12 protein-coding genes, 1 pseudogene and 2 CRISPR repeat arrays are annotated in these 19217 nt (G+C 64.5%); of the genes and pseudogenes, 9 read left to right on the top strand and 4 right to left on the bottom strand.

What is annotated here, in order from left to right; translation table 11 throughout:
* Window positions 1-355: 355 nt before the first annotated feature.
* The 3 genes from FHX37_RS00630 to FHX37_RS00640 all read right to left on the bottom strand — a co-directional run bounded on the left by FHX37_RS00630 (window position 356) and on the right by FHX37_RS00640 (window position 5546).
* Window positions 356-670 carry a hypothetical protein gene (locus FHX37_RS00630; protein ID WP_141921535.1) on the bottom strand — a complete coding sequence of 105 codons (315 nt, stop codon included), beginning with the start codon at window positions 668-670 and terminating at the stop codon, window positions 356-358.
* 14 nt (window positions 671-684) lie between these two features.
* Entirely contained in the window at window positions 685-3873 is a 3189-nt protein-coding gene (locus FHX37_RS00635; RefSeq protein ID WP_141921536.1) for an RHS repeat-associated core domain-containing protein, read from the bottom strand.
* Window positions 3874-4637: 764 nt separating this feature from the next.
* Window positions 4638-5546 (bottom strand): IS5 family transposase, encoded by a 909-nt coding sequence (locus FHX37_RS00640; protein ID WP_141921537.1) that lies wholly within the window; start codon window positions 5544-5546, stop codon window positions 4638-4640.
* 165 nt (window positions 5547-5711) lie between these two features.
* Here FHX37_RS00640 and FHX37_RS00645 point away from each other — a divergent pair.
* From FHX37_RS00645 to cas2, 9 genes and pseudogenes are all read left to right on the top strand, one after another.
* Window positions 5712-6278: pseudogene (locus tag FHX37_RS00645) on the top strand (tyrosine-type recombinase/integrase); the annotation flags it as partial.
* Between the two features lie 250 nt (window positions 6279-6528).
* Complete coding sequence (locus FHX37_RS00650; RefSeq protein WP_141921539.1) at window positions 6529-7356, top strand: DUF2637 domain-containing protein; 828 nt, start codon at window positions 6529-6531, stop codon at window positions 7354-7356.
* Between the two features lie 90 nt (window positions 7357-7446).
* Window positions 7447-8268: a CRISPR direct-repeat array (repeat unit 31 nt; unit sequence GTTGCGATCCCTCCAGGGATGATGAGTGAAC).
* A 503-nt stretch (window positions 8269-8771) separates the two neighbouring features.
* Window positions 8772-9461, top strand: coding sequence for a CRISPR-associated endoribonuclease Cas6 (gene cas6, locus FHX37_RS00655; protein WP_141921540.1), 690 nt, complete (start codon window positions 8772-8774; stop codon window positions 9459-9461).
* Window positions 9458-10855 (top strand): hypothetical protein, encoded by a 1398-nt coding sequence (locus tag FHX37_RS00660; RefSeq protein ID WP_141921541.1) that lies wholly within the window; start codon window positions 9458-9460, stop codon window positions 10853-10855. The genes cas6 and FHX37_RS00660 overlap by 4 nt, the downstream gene beginning before the upstream one ends.
* Window positions 10855-11907 (top strand): type I-B CRISPR-associated protein Cas7/Cst2/DevR, encoded by a 1053-nt coding sequence (cas7i, locus tag FHX37_RS00665; protein WP_141921542.1) that lies wholly within the window; start codon window positions 10855-10857, stop codon window positions 11905-11907. The genes FHX37_RS00660 and cas7i overlap by 1 nt, the downstream gene beginning before the upstream one ends.
* 5 nt (window positions 11908-11912) lie before the next feature.
* The gene (gene cas3, locus FHX37_RS00670; protein ID WP_141921543.1) at window positions 11913-14984 is read left to right on the top strand and encodes a CRISPR-associated helicase Cas3'; all 3072 of its coding nucleotides are present in this window, start codon (window positions 11913-11915) and stop codon (window positions 14982-14984) included.
* Window positions 14981-15487: a CRISPR-associated protein Cas4 gene (gene cas4, locus FHX37_RS00675; RefSeq protein ID WP_141921544.1), complete on the top strand. Its 507-nt coding sequence runs from the start codon at window positions 14981-14983 to the stop codon at window positions 15485-15487. Before cas3 ends, cas4 begins: the two co-directional genes overlap by 4 nt.
* Window positions 15484-16464 (top strand): type I-B CRISPR-associated endonuclease Cas1b, encoded by a 981-nt coding sequence (gene cas1b / locus FHX37_RS00680; RefSeq protein WP_141921545.1) that lies wholly within the window; start codon window positions 15484-15486, stop codon window positions 16462-16464. Before cas4 ends, cas1b begins: the two co-directional genes overlap by 4 nt.
* A 4-nt stretch (window positions 16465-16468) precedes the next feature.
* Window positions 16469-16732, top strand: a complete 264-nt coding sequence (cas2, locus tag FHX37_RS00685; RefSeq protein WP_141921546.1) for a CRISPR-associated endonuclease Cas2 — start codon at window positions 16469-16471, stop codon at window positions 16730-16732.
* 109 nt (window positions 16733-16841) lie between these two features.
* A CRISPR array of direct repeats spans window positions 16842-18061; the repeat unit is 31 nt; unit sequence GTTCACTCATCACCCCTGGAGGGATCGCAAG.
* Between the two features lie 166 nt (window positions 18062-18227).
* Here the strand turns inward: cas2 and FHX37_RS00690 are convergent.
* Window positions 18228-18515 carry an ATP-binding protein gene (locus FHX37_RS00690; RefSeq protein ID WP_141921547.1) on the bottom strand — a complete coding sequence of 96 codons (288 nt, stop codon included), beginning with the start codon at window positions 18513-18515 and terminating at the stop codon, window positions 18228-18230.
* Between the last annotated feature and the right edge of the window lie 702 nt (window positions 18516-19217).

The following is a 19217-nucleotide window of genomic DNA, read 5'->3' on the forward strand; positions in this document are numbered from 1 at the left end:
AATCCAACCCATACAGGCCGATTCCTGCGATCCCTCCAACCAGGGATCCGGCTCCCGTGCCGACCGAGACAGCTGTTCCGATAGTTGTCCAGCACAGTCCGCTGGGGTCCATGTTGTTGATGGGGGCGCATTCTGCGTAGGTGTATTTGTTGTTTTCTTGGCGTGAGGGATCTTGTTGGGTAAATTGGGAGGAGTAAAGGATACTTGTAAAACTGTCAGATCGCCATCTCAAGGAAGCTTGAATAAGTTTTTATCCGGATAGTCCATTGCTCTTTCGGATGCTTGTTTGTTACCGCTCGTTATTTATTACCTTGGATAGGATCAAGGTTCAATCCAGTAGGCAATCGCTATAGGATCAGGATAATTGGCCTCCGATTATAAAACCGATCGCGAGCCCAAGCACGGAAAGCAATGCGACAATGATAACGATTTTTTTGAGAGTGTGTCGCTCGCCCTCGCTTAACTCTCTCGCTTGCTTTCTTTTTCCGCCTCTTGCGCGATGGGTGACCTCTATGGACAACACCGGAACTAAAGGAGCAAGGAAAGCGAAAGAGGTCCACCACATCTCACCCGTCGCTGCGACTCCGGCGAAAACAACCCCTACCACAACGACTGTTCGCGAAAAAATTTTCCAAATTTTTGTTTCCGCATAGATCAGTGTATTGCCCAATCAGATACCTTTCTCTACCCGAAACGATGGCCCAGAACCGCTCCGACTCCCACAGCGAATCCAAAAGAGGCTCCTATTCCGGAACCTACTCCGCAACCAGCGCCGACAGTTACAACCCCTGCAAGACCGACTGTGCAGCCGACTGTTGCCCCCAGTCCGGTCCCAGCACCAGTAGAACTTCCGATAACGCCAATATCGTTCGTAAAGTTATTGTACGAATAGAGACCACTTGGATCCATATTGTTTATCGGATCGCCGGCGGCGTAGGTGTAGAGGTTGTTTTCTTGCCAGGAGGGGTCCTGCTGGGTGAAGCGCTCGGTGAAGTGCGACATGTAGCGATGCCCCATCGCCTTGTCGCCGTTGTCGAACTCATAGGACCCGATATAGGTGAACGGGTTGGCTCCGGCCGCCTGATCGCCGTCTCCGGCCGTATCCGCTTCGGCGTCCCCGTAGGGGGTGTAGTCGTAGGCCACGTCCGGATCGGTTGACTCGGTTCCGTCCTCGGCCAGGGCGAGGGTGGAGTTCTGGGCGTCGGTGGCGGCGTTGTAGCGCTGGCCGCCGGTGATCATGCCGAGCATGCGGCCCTCAGGGTCGCGCACATACCGGGTGCGGTCGCCGTCGTCCTGTTCGATGCTGGAGATGCCCAGGGCGGTGTTGGTCAGGGTGTGTTCGGTCTGGTTGTCGCCGGATCCTTGGGTGATGGTGCGGCGCTGGGTGGAGTCGGCGGTGTCGTAGCTGACCTGCAGGTCCGACGCGGAGTTGCCGGCGTCCTTGTCGACCATTTGGCCGGTGGGGCTGTAGTCGATGTCGGTCTGGCCGGCCTCGGTGAGGTTGCCGGCTTGGTCGTAGCCCAGCTCGGTGTCATCGACCTCGGTGACCTGGTCGGCCTTGTTGACCTGATAGTCGGTGTCGCCGGCGGAGGTGAGGTTGTCGGCCTCGTCGTAGGTGTAGTCGGTGTGGCCGTCGCTGGTCAGGCGGCCGCGCTCGTCGTAGGTGAACTCGCGGCTCTGGCCGTTGACGGTGCGCGACTGCAGCTTGGTGGTGTCCTGGCCGTCGTCGTCGGTGTAGGAGTAGGCGGCCTCGGCCAGGGTGTCACCGTCGGCGTTGGCCATCACCGACTCGGTGAGGAGCCCGGCCTCGTTGTGGTCCAGGCTCTGGGTGGCCCCGTCGGGGAAGGTGATCTCGTCGCGGTTGCCGGCCTCGTCGTAGCCGATGGTGGTCTCGCCGCCGGAGTCGTCGGTGACGGTGGTCAGCCGGTTGGCGGTGTCGTAGGCGTAGTCGGTGGTGGCGCCGTGTTCACTCAGCGAGGTGAGGTTGCCGGCCTGGTCGTAGGTGTAGTCGTAGGACTCGTGGTCCTGGCCGTCGTCGCGGCCGGTGTTGGCGACCTCGCCGCGTTTGTTGTAGGCGTGGGCCACGGTGGCCTGGGGGGTGTGGGTGGCGGTGACGTCGCCGTTGGGGTTGTATTCGGTGGATTGCCGGATGTCGCCGTCGTGGACGATCTCGACCACGCGGTCGAGCTTGTCGTAGGCGTACTCGAGGGTGGTGCCGTTGCCGTCGGTGACGCTGGTGACCCGGGACAGGGCGTCGTAGGTGAAGCTGGTGGTGCCCAGCGGGTCGGGTTGGTCGATTTCGGTGAGGTTGCCGTCCTCGTCGTAGGAGAACTCGGTTTTGGCGCCTTGGCCGTTGGTTTGGGAGGCCAGGGTGCCGTTGTTGTTGTACTCCAGACTCTGTTCGGGCTCCTCGGCGCCGGGGCGGCGGATCTGGGTGAGGTTGCCGCGGTCGTCGTAGTCCAGCTCCACCTCCTCCTCGGGAGCGGTGATGGAGGTGGGTTTGTGCGGGTTGGCCGAATCGGCGTATCCGATCTGGTATTCGGCGCCGGAGGGCAGCTGGGTGCCGACCATGTTGTTGAGGTCGTCGTAGTCGTAGGTGGTGGAGGCTCCGGCGGGGTCGGTGGCGGCGGCCACCGAGGCCGCGGCGGTCCAGGTGGTCGAGCGGGTGTTGCCCTCGGGGTCGGTGGCCTCTTCCTGGCGGCCCTGCTCGTCGAAGGTGTGGGTGGAGGTGTTGCCGCGCGGGTCGGTGACCTCGGTTTCGGCCTCGCCGTGGTCGTAGGTGGTCACGGCGCGTTCGTCTCCGGTGACCGGCTGGTCCAGCTCGGTGAGTTGGCCCGCGGTGTCGTGGTCGAGGTTCCAGGTGTGGCCGCGGGCGTTGGTGATCTCGGACAGGTGGTTGTTGTCGTCGTAGGCGAAGGTGATGTCGTTGCCGGCGCGGTCGGTGATTTCGGTGAGTTGCCCGTCGGCGTTGTAGGAGTAGTCGGCGGCGGTGGCTCCGGTGGGGTCGGTGATCTCGGTGAGTCCGATGCGGTTCTGGTGCCAGTCGAGTTCGGTGACGCGGTCCTGGTCATCGGTGATGGAGGTGATCAGGCCGTCGTCGTCGTAGTTGAGGGTGGTGGTGTTGCCGTTGTGGTCGCTTTGGGCATATAGCCACCCGTCGGCGGTGAAGGTCCACATCTGGTCGGCGTAGGGGCCCTGGTGGAAGGTCAGGGCGTAGCGGCCGTTGTCCAATTCCTCCAGGTCGGCTTCCATGTCCTCCGGAGACGCGAATGTCCCGTCGCCCTGGTCGGTGAAGGTCTCGCAGAACCCGGAGGGTCCGCGGAAGACGACGTCGTCGGAGTCGGTGATGAAGTCCAGGCCCACGTCGGTGCCGGTGTTGAGCTTCCACCCGTTGGTGCCCAGGTCCTGGCTGTTGTAGACGCTGGACAGCGACAGGTCGATGCCGGTGCCGGGGATGGTCAGCTCGCGGTGGCGCAGGACGGTGTTGCCGTTCTCCAGGTTGACGTCCAGTTCCAGGCGGTCGCTGATCTGGTGGCGCTGGAGGGGGTAGTGGTCCTGGACGCCGCGGTTGGTGCCATCATCACAGGAATCCTCGGCGTCGATGTCGGTGTCCTGGGCTGACAGGCCGTCCTGCTGGTCGGCCTCGCGTTCGTGGGGTTGCTTCCAGTCCTCCTCGGGCGGCTCGCCACCCGAGGGGTCCCGGTCGACCTCCTCGTCGGGCTGCCAGGAATCGCCGGACGGCACGTCCTGGGTGTCGGGGCTGCTGTTCTGTTCGGCGTGGGCGGGGGTGTGCAGCAGCGCTGCGGTCGTGACGGCGGCGGTGGCCACCGCGATCGAAGCGAGCCACCCTCGCGGGTGTGCGGGTGCGGGCATGTCTGTCCTCACCTGGTCGCGCGTGGGGGAGTTGTCGCACCACACGTGTGGTGCGACAAGCACGAGGGCAACGGCGTGCCGGCGGTGCGGTGCGAGACACCACCGCCCGGGGGCTGCAACGCGAGCACCGTGGATGGTGGTGGGATCGCACATGGGCCGGCGGCACACGAAGAGAAGAGGGGTGGGGCGCCTCCTGGGACGGGGGGTGAGAACCCCTGCGGCTCACGGGATCTCTCAGAGTGTTCTCAGTTTCGGTTCAGGAAGCACTCAAACATACGGTCTTCTGTTCCGCACCCACCCCCCGTGCCGTTCGTGGTTGGGGTGGCCGTGGTCGGGGTGTCTGGCCACGGGCGGGGGTATCGCGGTGGTCTGGAACGGCGTAGGACGATGACCAGCACTAGGGTTATCCCGCGGGAGTCCGGGGTGTGTTCAGCTCCGGCCACGGGAATAACCGAGGGTTTGTCCCGGGTGTCCAGGGGGCGGGGTGGTGGTGTGTCCCCGCGGTGGGTGCCTCGTGTGGGTCACTGTCGGGTTCGGCTCTCCCCGCCGGGGTGCTGTGGGCCGGTGGCCAGCACCACCACTAGTGGTGTTGCGGAAGGGAAACGAAAGGGAAAAGACAAGGAATACGCGGAGAAGCGTGCGCGTGCTACCACCATCAGAGACCAGCAAGAGCTCGTCATGATGACACCGACTCCGCCGCAGCCCACAGAGCTCCGAGAATCAGGTGGCTTCGACCGTTGGATCGGCCAGCGCCTAGGCCGTGTTTAAGAAGGTGTTGTTGCGAGGTCGCGTAGCCAGATGTCGATCACGGCGATGTGGACCGTGGCCTCGTAGCGCAGGGCGAGCTTGTCGTAGCGCGTGGCCACCGCGCGGAATTGCTTGAGCAGCCCTACGCCGCACTCCACCGCATGGCGGTCCCGATAGGCCCGGGCATCGAAAGCGGGCGGCCGGCCGCCCGCCGACCCCCGGGCTTTGCGGTGGGCCCGCTGGTCGGCGGGCTCGGCGATGGTCGCGGGGATCTTCCTGCGCCGTAGGTAGGCGCGATTGCTCCGGGAGGAGTAGGCCTTGTCGGCCAGCACGCGGTCGGGCCGGGTGCGCGGGCGCCCTGGCCCCGGGCGGGCCACGCGGATGCGCTCCAGCACTCGCGCGAACTGCGGGCTGTCGCCGCGGTGGCCGGCGCCCACCACCACCGCCAGGGGTTTGCGGCCCTGCTCTCCGGCGAGGTGGAGCTTGGTGCCCCACCCGCCGCGCGAGCGTCCCAGTGCGTGGTCGCGGGGTTCGTCCCCGGGCGGTTCGACCTGGTCGTAGGGGGTGCGGCGGGCGCCGGCGGCGTGGGGGTGGGCCCGGCACGTCGTGGAGTCGACCGAGACCCGCCAGTCGATGAGCCCGGCCGTATCGGCCCAGGCCCGCAGTTTCGCCGCGATCAGTGTCCAGATCCCGGCGCGCTGCCAGGTCCGCAGCAGGTGGTAGACCGATTGCCAGTGGCCGTAGCGTTCGGGCACGTCGCGCCAGGGCGCGCCGATGCGGGTGCGCCAGCGGATGCCGTCCAGCAGTTGGCGGCGGCTCCATATGGGCGGCTTTCCGCGTCCGCTCCTGGCGGGCAGCAGCGGTTCGAGCACGCGCCACTGCTTGTCGGTGAGATCGTTGCGTCCTCCGATCGATACCCTGGCCACCGAGGTCTCCGTGTAGATGGGCTGCTTGGTCGTTGTCCCATCTACCGGAGACCTCGCTCATGCGCAGCCCCGACATGCCGGAGAAGCAGGACAAGCCGGACTTCTTAAACAGGACCTAGCCGATGAGCGCGCTCAGCCTCTCGTGGTGGGTGCCCGGTCACCGGCGAAGGCCTCCATCCGGGAGAACCCCCTACGTCGCGGTGGGCGGTCGGTCTGGTCTGGCAGCACACCCGCCTGAACGATCAGGCCATCGATATCTGCTCCCAAACGGTGCAGCTGGGATGGGACACGGTGTCCACCACTCCGAAAAGCAGCGCCGGGCAGCGCACCATCACCCTTGACACGGAAACCACGACAGTGCTCACGCACTGGCGCGCCGCTCAGACTGCCGAACGTCTGCAGGTGGGCCAGGCATGGAACGACAGTGGGTTCGTGTTCACCCACTCTGCGGGAGCGCCTCTGTATCCCGCCTGGGTGAGTGCGTTGTTCCACCGTCTGGCCCAGCAGGCGGGATTGCCCCCGATCCGGCTGCACGACCTACGCCACGGGGCCGCCTCTCTGAGTCTGGCTGCCGGAGTCGATGTCACGGTTGTGTCCACCGAACTGGGCCATGCCACTACCGGCTTCACCCAGGACACCTACCAGCACGTGTTCCCCGAGGTCGCCCACCAGGCCGCTGAGGCAACCGCGGCCCTGTTGCCGCTGGATCGCAGCCGTAAGAGAAGGGTCTGACCTGCGACGGCGACTAGCTCCAGACTGATGAGCACACATGGAGCACACACACAACGAAACCCCAGGCCAGAGAACCGGTTGAATGCGGTCTGACCTGGGGTTTTGTGGTGGAGCCACGTTCCCGGAATACGAACCCCGCCCCGCTCATCGAAGGTCCGGTCATCGACCTGCCCGCCGGCCCGGTGCAGGGGAAACGGACAGGTGAGTCCGTCTCCGATACTGAGGACTCCGTTGGTGGGGGTGATCAGTGATGGACACCTCCCGCTGGAGCCGCTGGATCACCATCGCTGCGGTGCTGCTGTTGGCGATGATCGCCGCGGTGGTCTCCTACTCGCACATGTACGAGCTTGCGCTGCGCCACGGCGAACCCGCCTGGCGCGCGGCCCTGTTCCCCCTGTCCGTCGACGGCATCGTCGTCGCGGCCTCCATGGCGTTGTTGTCCGACGCTCGTCAAGGACGGCGTGGTGGACTGTTGCCCTGGACCCTGTTGGTCCTGGGCAGTCTGGCCTCGCTCGCGGCTAATGTCGCTGTGGCCGACCCCACCATGTGGTCGCGCGTCATCCACGCCTGGCCCGCATTCGCGCTGATCGGTTCCTATGAGCTGTTGATGCGCCAGTTCCGGGCGAGTGCTTCTATCGTTCGCCCGGCGCACGCCAGCAGTACGCCAGGCGAGGGCAGTGACGCCGCAACGGTCAGGGAAACACGGTCGACAATCACGATGGATGAGCCGCAAAGGAACGCGGATCACTGGGGACAGCGCCATCTGCGCGTCGTGGGAGACGCCCCGACGCCGAGGGCCACTCCTGCCGGGCAGAATACGCGCGGCGACCCCGACCCGCCGTTGGTCCAGTGCCGGGCGTGGAACTGGGCGCTACAGCACCAGCGTGCTGATGGCACGCTTCCCTCGGGTAAGGAGATCGCGTGGGCGTTCGATCGCCGTGAGCGGTGGGGGCGTATGGTCAAGCAACGCGGGAAGGCAGGCGCGCTCGAACGCCACCATCGGGCTGAGGAACGCGGTGAGGGCAACGTCCCTTCGGAGGAAGGCGAGGCCCTTGTCGCTGTGGGTGCATCCCCGTGACTGTGCGGTTTCTCTGCCTGGGCTACGCCTGCCTCACCTCGTGACGCGTTAAGCTAGTTCGTTCCCTGGCCGGGAGCGGTGGTGGTATCTGTTGTGATCCCTCCAGGGATGATGAGTGAACCGCCGTCTTCGGGTGGCATTTGGCGATCTTCCCCAGGTTGCGATCCCTCCAGGGATGATGAGTGAACCGGGTAGCGGGTCGGGTGCCCAGAAACGAACGCGGTTGCGATCCCTCCAGGGATGATGAGTGAACGGGTCACCCTCGTACCGCCGCTGCACGTAGCTCGGTTGCGATCCCTCCAGGGATGATGAGTGAACACGCGCACGCGGAGCCGTTCCGGAGCACGCTGCTATGTTGCGATCCCTCCAGGGATGATGAGTGAACGTGGACTGGGGCCACTCCCTCCACGCCCATGCGTTGCGATCCCTCCAGGGATGATGAGTGAACCCGGTCGAATGTCCCCACCATGGTGCCCTCGCTGCGTTGCGATCCCTCCAGGGATGATGAGTGAACAGGCGATATTGGATGCGCGGCGGACCACACGTCCTGTTGCGATCCCTCCAGGGATGATGAGTGAACCTGGCGATACCAGGCCCTGTGCCCCTGCGGCTGGATCAGGTTGCGATCCCTCCAGGGATGATGAGTGAACCGGGCCCGCGGCACCGCCGCTGTCGCTGGGCTCGTTGCGATCCCTCCAGGGATGATGAGTGAACACCGCATCTGCCGGTTGCGGGCAGGGGGCGGAGCGTTGCGATCCCTCCAGGGATGATGAGTGAACCGCACACCGCCGCACGCACGCTGCGGATTCCGGCGTTGCGATCCCTCCAGGGATGATGAGTGAACGACCTTTTTCTCCAGATTGAACCGGGGAGCCAGATAGGTTGCGATCCCTCCAGGGATGATGAGTGAACCCGAGAGTAAAATCGCAGGTCACATGGCATTTCGCAGCAGCTGCAAGGCGCTATTTTGCAGCAACCCGACAGTAATGCATCGCTGCAGGTCATAAAGCTAAACATAGCTTTCGTTGAGTGGTCGATTCGCTCTCATTCCTGGAATGCTCCCACGAGGCTCTCCTGGCGTGGTTCTCAGACGTAGGTCTCCCGTCCTGGATCCGCAGGCAACCACGAAACTCGGTTGGAGGCGGTTCAACTTAGTGACGGACGCCTTCATCCGAATCCGGGAGGAATAATAACTCTGCCTCTGCACAACAGGAAGCACGGTGCCGCCCTCTACCAGCACCTCACCCAGACTCGTGCCCACCCGATTCTTTCCGTGCCGTATAGGGCTGTGACCAGGAATCACACATAGTGGGTTGAAGATACTTCGTGGTTTTTCTTCCATTTCGCTGATGCGTGTCGGTGGCTGCTGCTATGACTGACTGCCGACGCCGTCGGAGTGAAGGAGGTGAGCACGCGTGCGGTTCCGGGTGGACGTCGCGGCCACAGAACCCGAGATGGCCTGGGCGGACGTACACGGCGCGGCCCGCTCCGTGGTCTATGACCTGATCAGCGCCCAGGACGCCGAACTGGCCACACAACTCCACGACACCGGGTGGAACAACTCCCCACTACGCCCCGTGGGGATCCGCCCGCCCGTGTTCCCCAACGCGACCCGCGTGAAAGGGCGCTATGCCACCGCGGGCGCGGGCCTGCTCCAGCTGTCATCGCCCGTCCCACGCGTCGCCGCCTGCCTGCTGGCCGGATCCGCCCAACGCAGCCAGCTGCGGTGGGGCTCGAGCCCACTCGCGGTCCAGGGGGTCCAGGTCGCCGCCACCCCCGACCACACCGGCGGAGAGGCGGTGCTGGAGACCGCCACCCCGGTGGTGGTCAAGCACGACGGGCGCTTCCTCCTGCCCGACGACCCCGGCTTCACCCACCGGCTGGAACACAACACCGCCCGCAAGGCCGACGTGCTGGGGCTGGACAACGAGGTCGACATCACGGTGCTGAAATCCGGCCCGCGCCGCCGGTTCTCCACCCCCAAGGGCTTCCGGATCGGGGCCCGGGTGAGCGTGCGGATGGCGGCCGCACCGCCACTGCTGGACGCCATCCACGACTGGGGACTGGGACTGGCCACCAACCAAGGCTTCGGATGGATCGCATGACCACGACAACAACCGGCGCGCCAACACTGCGCCTGACAGAACACCCGCTGCAACGGTGCGGGGCGCGGGCGCTGACCGAACTCGCCGGCCAACACGAACCCCACCAGGTGACACCCGAGGACATGGATCGGGCCGAAGCGAGGATCATCAACGATGTGGTGGCCGCGGCAACGGCGCCACGCGAAGCCGCTGGCTACGACTGGTGGAAGGTACTCTTCACGCTCTATCCCAACGCCAAACCCACCCATGCCAAACGGGAGCGTACGAGGGAAGGCCTGCACCCGCAGGTGCAAGAGATGTTCGCCCCGGATCAGGACACGGGCGTTCTTCGGCCGTGCACCTTCTGCGGGACGCGCTGCTCGGTGTTGTGGGCGAAGGCGACGTTGCCGATGTTCGACTCGGTACGGGCGGTGAACACGCTTCCGCCCGGTGTGGCGGGCTGGCCAGTGTGCCGCTCGTGCCGGCTAGCGATGTGGGCGTTGCCCTACGGAGCGTGGGTGGCAGCAGGTTCGGCGACAGTACTCACCTGTGACAACCCGGAGGTGGAGCGGGCCTTCGTCGCGCGTAACACGCTCCGTGCCCGACGGATTCACCAGTTCGGGTTTTCGGGACTTCGGTCTGGTGCAGGGCCGGAAGCCGTCGCTTTGCAGGCACTGCGGAAACACGCGGCCGATGCGCCAGCGGCGACCGCGTTGTGGATGTTCAAGAACGACAACCAAGAGCCGTGGTTGAAAACGAGCGGTACCCGGACGGGGGTGGCGCGGTTCCTGCACCGGATGTTGGCTGACCGGGACTGCCAGTCGGGGTGGAAGCGGCTGCGCCATGCGCTCGAACGCCGCGATTCTTCGGGAGCGGTGACGCTCAGTGGCGCGACTGGCGCTGCCCGGACGCTTTTCGACGCTGATCTTCAATCCGGAGACCGGCTCCTGAGTGAGCTGTGGCGGCGAGCTGCCCGTACGGAGGAGTACCACTGGTCGACCCTGTGGCAATGGCGGGCCCTCGCGGCCCTGTACGCGGAGGTGATGTACGAGGTGGACAACCAGCAACTCAGGCCAGCGGCGACTCTGGTGGCGCGGTGGATCGCCGCCGAGTCGAGCCGTGGGCGTTTCAACGAGTACCGCCAGGTAGCAGGTAGCGCTTACCACCTGCACAAGTTACTGATGACGGCCGGGGCGCGGCTGTATCTCAATGGGGAGGCGCCGGCCGACATCACCAACGTAGCGCCGGAGCTGTTGGCAAGCGGGCAACACGGCTGGCGCAACCGGGGGTTGCTGTTCTTCGAGGTTCTCGCCGAACTCAGAAGGCTCGAGGTTTCCATCGGAACAGCCGCAGACGCCGAGGAGGACGACGACAAGGACCCCCTGTCAGACGGGGACGACGAGGAGGACGCCTGATGAGTTACCTTGCGGGAAAGATCGTGCTCGCGGTTGATGCGGGTGCCCCCAACAACGGGAAGGGGGAGAGTACCTCCACCCCGGTGAAACAGGCGCGGGTGCGGGGACGCACCTACCCCTACGTGTCAGCCCAGGCGTTTCGCCGGTGGCTGCGCGACACGATGACCAGTATGGGCGCTGCACCGTCCCCGATCGAACGTTCGGGGAAGGGAAAAGCGCAGAAGGCCACCACCGCCGCCGATCCGATCAACTATGCCGATGACGACCTGTTCGGTTACATGCGGGCGGGAGCGAAAAACAGCGATGCGGCGACGACCCTACGCGACACCCCGTTCATGTCGGGCACGTTCATGTCCGTGGAACCAGCCAGGCCGGTAGAGGACTTCGGTGTGATGGCGCGGGGAGTGGACGAGCCGGTGCTGCACGGCCACCAGTTCTACACCGCTGATCTGGCTGCCCCGTTCCTGCTCGACGTGGCGCGGGTGGGAACGTTCACCCTGCCGCACGGGAACGGTGGTAAAGCCAACTACCTCAGCAAAGACACAGCGCTGGAAACCGCTGCCGCGGTGGAGGCGGGCGCGAGCGCGGTCACTTTCCGAGGCCAGCCGGCGCTGCAGCTGCCGTTGGAAATGAGGCGTGAACGGGTCGCCGTGCTGTTGGAGGCCCTGGCCGAGCTCTCCGGAGGAGCGAAGAAAGCGTTGCACTATGGGGATCGCACTCCTGCGCTGGTGGCGACCGTTCCGATGGCTGGCGGCACCAATCCCCTGGGGTTCGTCATCGACGGCGCCGAGGACGGAAGCGGGATTCAGGTCCGCGGTGACGTGCTGCGCAAGGAGCTGGAGGCGTGGGACGGCCAGTGGCAGGCACCCGTGCGCATCGGTTGGCGTCCTGGGTTCCGGGAGCAGGCACGTAAGAACTTCGAGGCCGAGGCCGGGGAACTCCTGGACCAGCAGAAGGCACACATTGACCACCCCCGCACCATGCTGCGCGGATTGGCCGCGGATCTGCGTGCGGGCCGGTGCGACGACTGGTTCGACGATCCGCGACGGTGACGGCGATGACGACAACACGCGCTCCGATCGAGGCGGCGCGCATCGAACTGTACGCGCCGGTGGCCTCATTCCGTGACCCCATGTTTCCCGGGGTGAGCCGGTGTCTTCCCGTTCCCCCACTGTCGACCGTACGGGGGATGCTCGCCGCGGCGACCGGCAACGCCAGCGAACCAGTTCCGGTGGGCATGTGCGCCCATGCCGAGGGGCAGGGAACCGACGCGGAGACCTATCACCCCATCGCGGCTGACGGATCCAACCCTGCGGTAGCGGGTCAGGTCAGCGAGGGGAAAGGTGGCCGTACCGTACGCGACCGCCCGTTCCTGTGCGGTGTGCACGTCACTCTCTGGGTTCCCAGCCCCGATGCTGAACGCATCACCGCGGCTTTACGGTGCCCGGTGTGGGGGTTGCGGTTGGGCCGCTCCCAAGACCTCGTCCACATCCGCTCGATCACCTCGGTGCGGCTGTCCCCGACCAGCGACGCGGTCGTGGGGCATGGGCTGGCACCGGTGGGAGCCCATACAGCAAGCCAGGCCACCACGCTGCGACTGGCTGACACCGTCAGTTCCGACCGGCTACAGACCAGCTTCAACAGTTACCTATGGTGCCCCGAACCCGCTGGAAACCATCAGGTACTCGGAGCCTACCGGGATCCGACCGACGACCAAGCAGTATGGCTGCATGGCACGGACGAACCCCCTCCCGAGGATCCAGAGCTCGCCAACGTTCTGGCCAAGTCCGCCCAGCACTCTCCCTCGGGGCAACCGGAGACACTGACCGAACACAGCAGGACCGTGCACGAGGCCGCCCACACAGTAGCCGAGCGCATCTCCTCACCCGGAGTGCTTTCCGAACAGCTCGCCTTCTGGAACTGGGTGGAAACAGCAGCACTACTGCACGACGCCGGGAAAGTAGCTGAAGGGTTCCAACGCCAGCTTCGTCCGGATGGTCCTCCATGGAGGGAACGCCACGAGGTGCTGTCTCTGGCTTACGTGGATCTGCTCACCCGCGGTCTTTGTGAGCGGGACCAGAAGATGGTCGCGGCCGGTGTGGCCTTCCACCACCTTTCCCTGGACTCCTCCGGACAAGGACTGGAGGAGCTGTATCCCGCTGTGGCGGACTGGGAAAAGAAATTCGGCCGTGACCCCGACCCCGAACCCGGGCGTCCTCGCGTCCAGGTGCCACGCAACCGCCACCGTGCCCTGCTGGCCTGGTTGAGCACCCGACTCGGGACGACGGCCCCCGAAGGGGAGGGCCGCAAGCTGTGGGAACGCGCCCGCGACACCTTCGCACGGGCCCGTTCCGACTGGGGCAGTCCCGTGTCAGCCGAGGAAGGACTTGTCGCGGTGCTCCTGCAGGGTGCGGTCACCCTGGCCGACCATTCCGGATCGGCACATGTGCCCCTCCAAACGCACATGCCTCTCCCGAGCCAGTTCCTCGACACGCTCGCAGCGCCCTACCCCCACCAACATGCGGCCGCTGAGGCGCAGGGCCATCTCGTGCTGCGGGCTCCCACCGGCAGCGGGAAGACCGAGGCCACGCTGGCCTGGGCGTCACACCAGCTCGACGATATGGACGGCCACCCCCGCCTGGTATGGGTGCTGCCCTACCGGGCCTCCATCGACGCCGCCTGGAAACGCTTCCGGAACGCGCTCGTCGCCGAACCCGGCGAGGACGAGCCCGACATCGCCGTCCTGCACGCCACCACCGCCCACACCCTCCTTACCCATGCCGCAGCCGGGGACACCACCGGCGACAAGGGCACCCCGGATCGGGTCAGGGCACAGCAAGCCCGGGACCGTGCGCATGCCATGCGAACCCTGTTCGCGCAGCGCGTGCGGGTGTCCACCCCCCACCAGCTGTTGCGTGCGGCGATCGCCGGACCGCGCTACTCCAGCTTCCTCCTGGAACAGGCCAACGCGCTGCTCGTCCTCGACGAACTACACGCCTACGATCCCACCACCTTCGGCCGGATCTGTGCGGCCATGAGCCTGTGGGAACAGCTGGGCAGCCGTATCGCCATCGCCTCAGCCACGCTGGCCCCACCGATGCTGGAGCTCATTCACGACACCCTCACCCACGACGTCACCGTTCACACCGCCTCGCCTGAGGCCGCACCGGACCGCCACCGGCTGGCCCTCGACGAGGAGCCCATCACGCATCCCGACAGTGTGAAACGGATCCGCGCCTGGCTCCAGGAGGGCCACAGCGTGCTCGTCGTCGCCAACACCGTCGCTACCGCCCAGTCCCTCTATGCTGAGCTCGCCCCCGACGCGCGCACCGCACACCCCGGTGACCCCGAGGCGGCGATCCTGCTGCACTCGCGCTTTCGCGGGTGCGATCGGGACGACATCGAAGAGCGCATCACAACCCGCTATCCGGAACGCGGTAGCGACGACTCCCCACGCCGGGGCGGTCTCGTCGTGAGTACCCAGGCCCTCGAGGTGTCACTGTGCCTGGACCTCGATCGGGGGGTGAGCGAACTCGCCCCCGTGGAGGCTCTGGCCCAACGGGCCGGCCGCGTCAACAGGCGCGGCCGACACCCCGACGGGCCGGTGGAGTTCCGTGTCCACCGCACAGAGGATTCCCGTCCTTACGACCCGAAAGCCACCGCTGCTGCTTGGCAGGCTCTCACCCAGGCGCCGGGCCCTGTCATCTCCGAACAGACCATCGGCGAGTGGCTGCGGTTAGCTTACGCCACCGACTGGGGACGCAGCTGGACCGAGGAAGCCCGCAACGCCCGCGACGAGTTCGCCGCCAGCTTCCTCACCTTCACCGACCCGTTCCACGATCGCAGTGACTACGCTCGAGGACTCGACGAGTCCTTCGACACCGTGGAAATCCTCCATCACGACGATGTCGCGGACTACGAGGAGAAAGCGGCCGAACATCCGCTACTGGCAGCCGGCCTGCTCATCCCGATCCGTTTCGGGCAGTTCATGAAACTGCGCTCCTCCGGCCGGGCCGCCCTCAACGACCGCCTTCGGATGTGGTCCACCGACATCCCCTACGACCCGGAAACCGGCCTGCAACTTCCCGCACCACACGATTACGTAGCGCAACCGGAAACGATCCTATGACCGAGGAATCCGACACCGGCCTGGGCGGGGTGCACATCAAATACCTGTTGCATTGCCCCCGCCAGCTCTGGCTCTACAGCCGCGGCTACCGTCCCGAGCAGCGCAGTGACACCGTCGCCTTCGGCGAAGCCCTGGACGAGACAACCTACACGCGCCGTCGCACCATCGATCTGGGAGAAGCCAAGATCGACTGGGTGACTACTGGTGCCGTCGTCCATGAGACGAAATCCTCACGCACCCCCACGCCCCAACACGAGGCGCAGGTACGCCACTACTGCCTACTGCTGTCTCGGCTGGGGGTCAATGTCGCCCGCGGCACCATCCACTATCCACTGATCCGACGCACGGTCGAAGTGCCCTGGGGCGACGAAGCACGCGCGCACGCCGAAGAGACCGAACGCCAAGCCCACGAGGTAATCGGCTCCCACCAACCACCGCCACGCCTTCCCCGGAAGCAGTGCCGGGGATGCTCCTACCGCGACTACTGCTGGGGAGAACTATGACCGCTGCCACCCGCACATACTGGCTCACCGAACCCTGCCGTATCCGCCGTGCGGACAACAGCCTCCGCATCGAACGCCCCGATGACACGCGGGTGCATATCCCCATCACCGACATCCGTGACCTCGTGCTCTTCGACCATGCGGATGTCAACACCGCAGCGTTCTCCCTGCTGAACCACCACAACATCACTGTCCATGTGCTTGACCACTACGGTAACTACAGCGGTGCCCTCACCCCCGCCGACGACATGTCCTCAGCACCGGTACTGCGCAGCCAAAGCGCCCTGACCAGCAACAGTGAACAACGTCTGGCCATCGCCCGGTCCCTGGTGCATACCACAGCCGCCAACGTCATCTGGGCTCTTGATACGAACCTTCTGGCCAACCCGCTAGAGCAGCTCACCGAACAGCTGGCCGAAGCCAGCGACACGGAGCAGATCATGGGCGCCGAAGGCAACTTCCGCCGCAGCTCCTGGGAAGTCCTCGACACCATGCTTCCGCCCTGGCTGCGTCTCAACGGCCGTACCCGCCGCCCGCCCACCAACGCCGGCAACGCTTTCGTTAGCTACGTCAACAGCGTTACCTACGCTCGTATGGTGACAGCGCTGCGATGCACACCCCTGCACCCTTCCCTCGGGTTCCTCCACGCTGACACCGACCGGCGCCGTAACACTCTCGCCCTTGACCTCGCCGAACCCTTCAAACCCCTCTTCGCCGAACGGATCCTGCGTCGCGCTGCTGCGCAGAAGACCCTGCGCAAGTCTGATTTCGAGAGTGACGTCGGACGTGCCTCCCTCAGTAACGAGGGCCGCAAGAAAGTATCCGAGCTGATCCGTACTGAACTGTCCACGACAGTTCACCACCGTTCTCTGCACCGCAAAGTCAGCTACGAGGAACTCATCCACCTCGAAGCGTTGAAGATCGTCCGCCTCTGCCTCGAGGACACCCCTTACAAACCCTTCCGGCCCTGGTGGTGATCCGATGTTCGTCGTTGTCGTCTACGACACGCTCGCACAGCGCAATCCCAGGATCCTCAAGACGTGTCGACACTATCTCCATTGGGTCCAGCGCAGTGTGTTCCAGGGTGAATTGTCAGACGCCCAGCATCGTTCCTTCACCCAAACAGTGAAACGCCAGCTCGATACCGAATACGACAGCGTATTGATCTATCGCATCCAGTCCCCACAACTGGTCCAAACCGAAACCATCGGGCAACACCCGGGGACGACCAGCCCCGTTCTCTGACCACTTGGTATAACGCTTTGACCTGCGACGCTGCATTACTTCCGGGTTGCTGCACACAAGCAGCTCACCATGGCTTTGATATACCTTGTGACCTGCGATTTTACTCTCGGTTCACTCATCACCCCTGGAGGGATCGCAAGACGCGTTGGTGGGTGTCGCCGGTGCGGGCAAGACTTCACTCATCACCCCTGGAGGGATCGCAAGGCCAAGACTGCCCGTTCTGCGACAAGTTGGACGGGTTCACTCATCACCCCTGGAGGGATCGCAAGAGTGTGACGGTGCCGTCCACCTGGAATTCTGCGGTTCACTCATCACCCCTGGAGGGATCGCAAGGATCACGGAGGCGGCCCACCAGCTGGGCATCGCGTTCACTCATCACCCCTGGAGGGATCGCAAGATCGACGATCCCCACGATCAGGTCGGCCGAGGCAAGTTCACTCATCACCCCTGGAGGGATCGCAAGATAGGGGGTGGTCACCATGCCCGGAGTACCAGGGGTTCACTCATCACCCCTGGAGGGATCGCAAGATTCCCGCTTGATTCTGTGGGGATCAGGCGGAGTGAGTTCACTCATCACCCCTGGAGGGATCGCAAGCTGCAGGAGTCCACCATGTCCTGCAGCGACGGCAGGAGGTTCACTCATCACCCCTGGAGGGATCGCAAGGCGAATCCTCCCGCGCGCCGCCCGGCGTCCCGGGAGGGGGTTCACTCATCACCCCTGGAGGGATCGCAAGGCCTGGGTGGCAAGCGTGTCGACGTGGTCACTGGTTCACTCATCACCCCTGGAGGGATCGCAAGCGGTCGGAGAATCGGGAGGCGGGTATGGGAGGCAGGTTCACTCATCACCCCTGGAGGGATCGCAAGGCGGTGGTTCCGCTGCACCGGCCCTGCAGCCTGGTTCACTCATCACCCCTGGAGGGATCGCAAGGCCGCCAGATACAGGGCAGTGGACGTGTCGTCCACGTTCACTCATCACCCCTGGAGGGATCGCAAGGAACGGTCGCGGAACGGCTGTGTGCGCAGGGACTAGTTCACTCATCACCCCTGGAGGGATCGCAAGGCGTTCCGAGCGTGGAACACCCGGAACGGTCGCGGAGTTCACTCATCACCCCTGGAGGGATCGCAAGACACGCTGCGGCTGGCCGCCCTGCACACCGCCCTATCGTTCACTCATCACCCCTGGAGGGATCGCAAGGCTATGTGGGACGCTACGGGACTCTGGCAGCGTCCCGTTCACTCATCACCCCTGGAGGGATCGCAAGCTGTTGATCCACCGCGCCCCCTGATGAGGAGTCGCGGTTCACTCATCACCCCTGGAGGGTTCCTTAGCCTCTAGAGATTTGGTTCCAGTCAATTTCAGAAAGTTCGGTGTCTTGGTGCGTGATTTCGGCGAATACAGTTCGTCCATTAGGGACACTGCTGTAGTCCCAACGCAGGGCAAAATATTCAACCAGAGTTAGTCCGCGTCCGGACTCTTGCCAAGGGTCCGTCTTCATTAGACGGGGAAACTGTGGCTGTTTCCCTGATCAGTGACTTCCGCTCGAATTATGGTGCTCTCGATACGTAGGGTGACCTGGAACATCCCTCCCTCCCGGCCGCTTACGGTATGGACGATGGCGTTACTTGCTAGTTCGCTGAGAAGGAAAGCCGCGCGCTCGGCAAGACCACTACCGATGTCGATCAACCGCGTGTGTGTGAGCATCCACGTGCGGGCTGACCTGACTTCCGTGGCGACGCCGGAGAAGGAACGCTTCCACTCCCGTTGGATGGACAACAGGCTCACGCAGATATCCTCCAAACCTGCGGTTCGGAACTGCTGTTCTGCGAGGCCGCAACGGTCACATCAAGAGGTAACTCCGTGTTGACTCCGGTGGCCCCGACCGGGATCACGGCATTGGTCGCTGGGACATTCATGTTCGGTCGCACGAACGCAGTCTTGGTGTTGCAGTGGACGACACACCTTTTGGTGGTTGATGCATGCATTGGCGGGCTCCAAAAATGCAGAAAAGAAGGATTCCCAGATGTGATGGAAAGTACGAACCCGAGCGAAGCTGGACACTGCACGAGTAGGGCGCTTCTGCTCCCATTTAGCTAGATCCGGTCGATAAGCGTCGAGGCTTTGAAGCGGACAGACGCTACTGTCCGTTTCGGTTCGTGGGGTGGCTACTCCAACGGGGTAATGAAAAACGCTTACCTTGTCCGAAAGCTGTACCCAGGCCGCTCGCCACTACTGGCGCGGAAGACCGGAGCGTGGGATTGATATCGGCAGCGGGGACAGTCCCTACGGACTCGACACGCAGGTGCTCGTGGAGGTCAGCGCGTTCTGCGAGGTTCGATCCACAGTGCCATGACCAGGATCGTTTTGGTGGAAGGTGGTGGTAAAGCGAGCCGACTGCGTCCATTGCATGCGAGTTCGGCGCTGTTCACGCACCAGCTGCTTCGAAACCATCCTCAGTAGTGTCAGGATTTCCAAACCTCCAGGAGA

It is taken from the genome of Haloactinospora alba (genome assembly GCF_006717075.1).
GTDB lineage: Bacteria > Actinomycetota > Actinomycetes > Streptosporangiales > Streptosporangiaceae > Haloactinospora > Haloactinospora alba.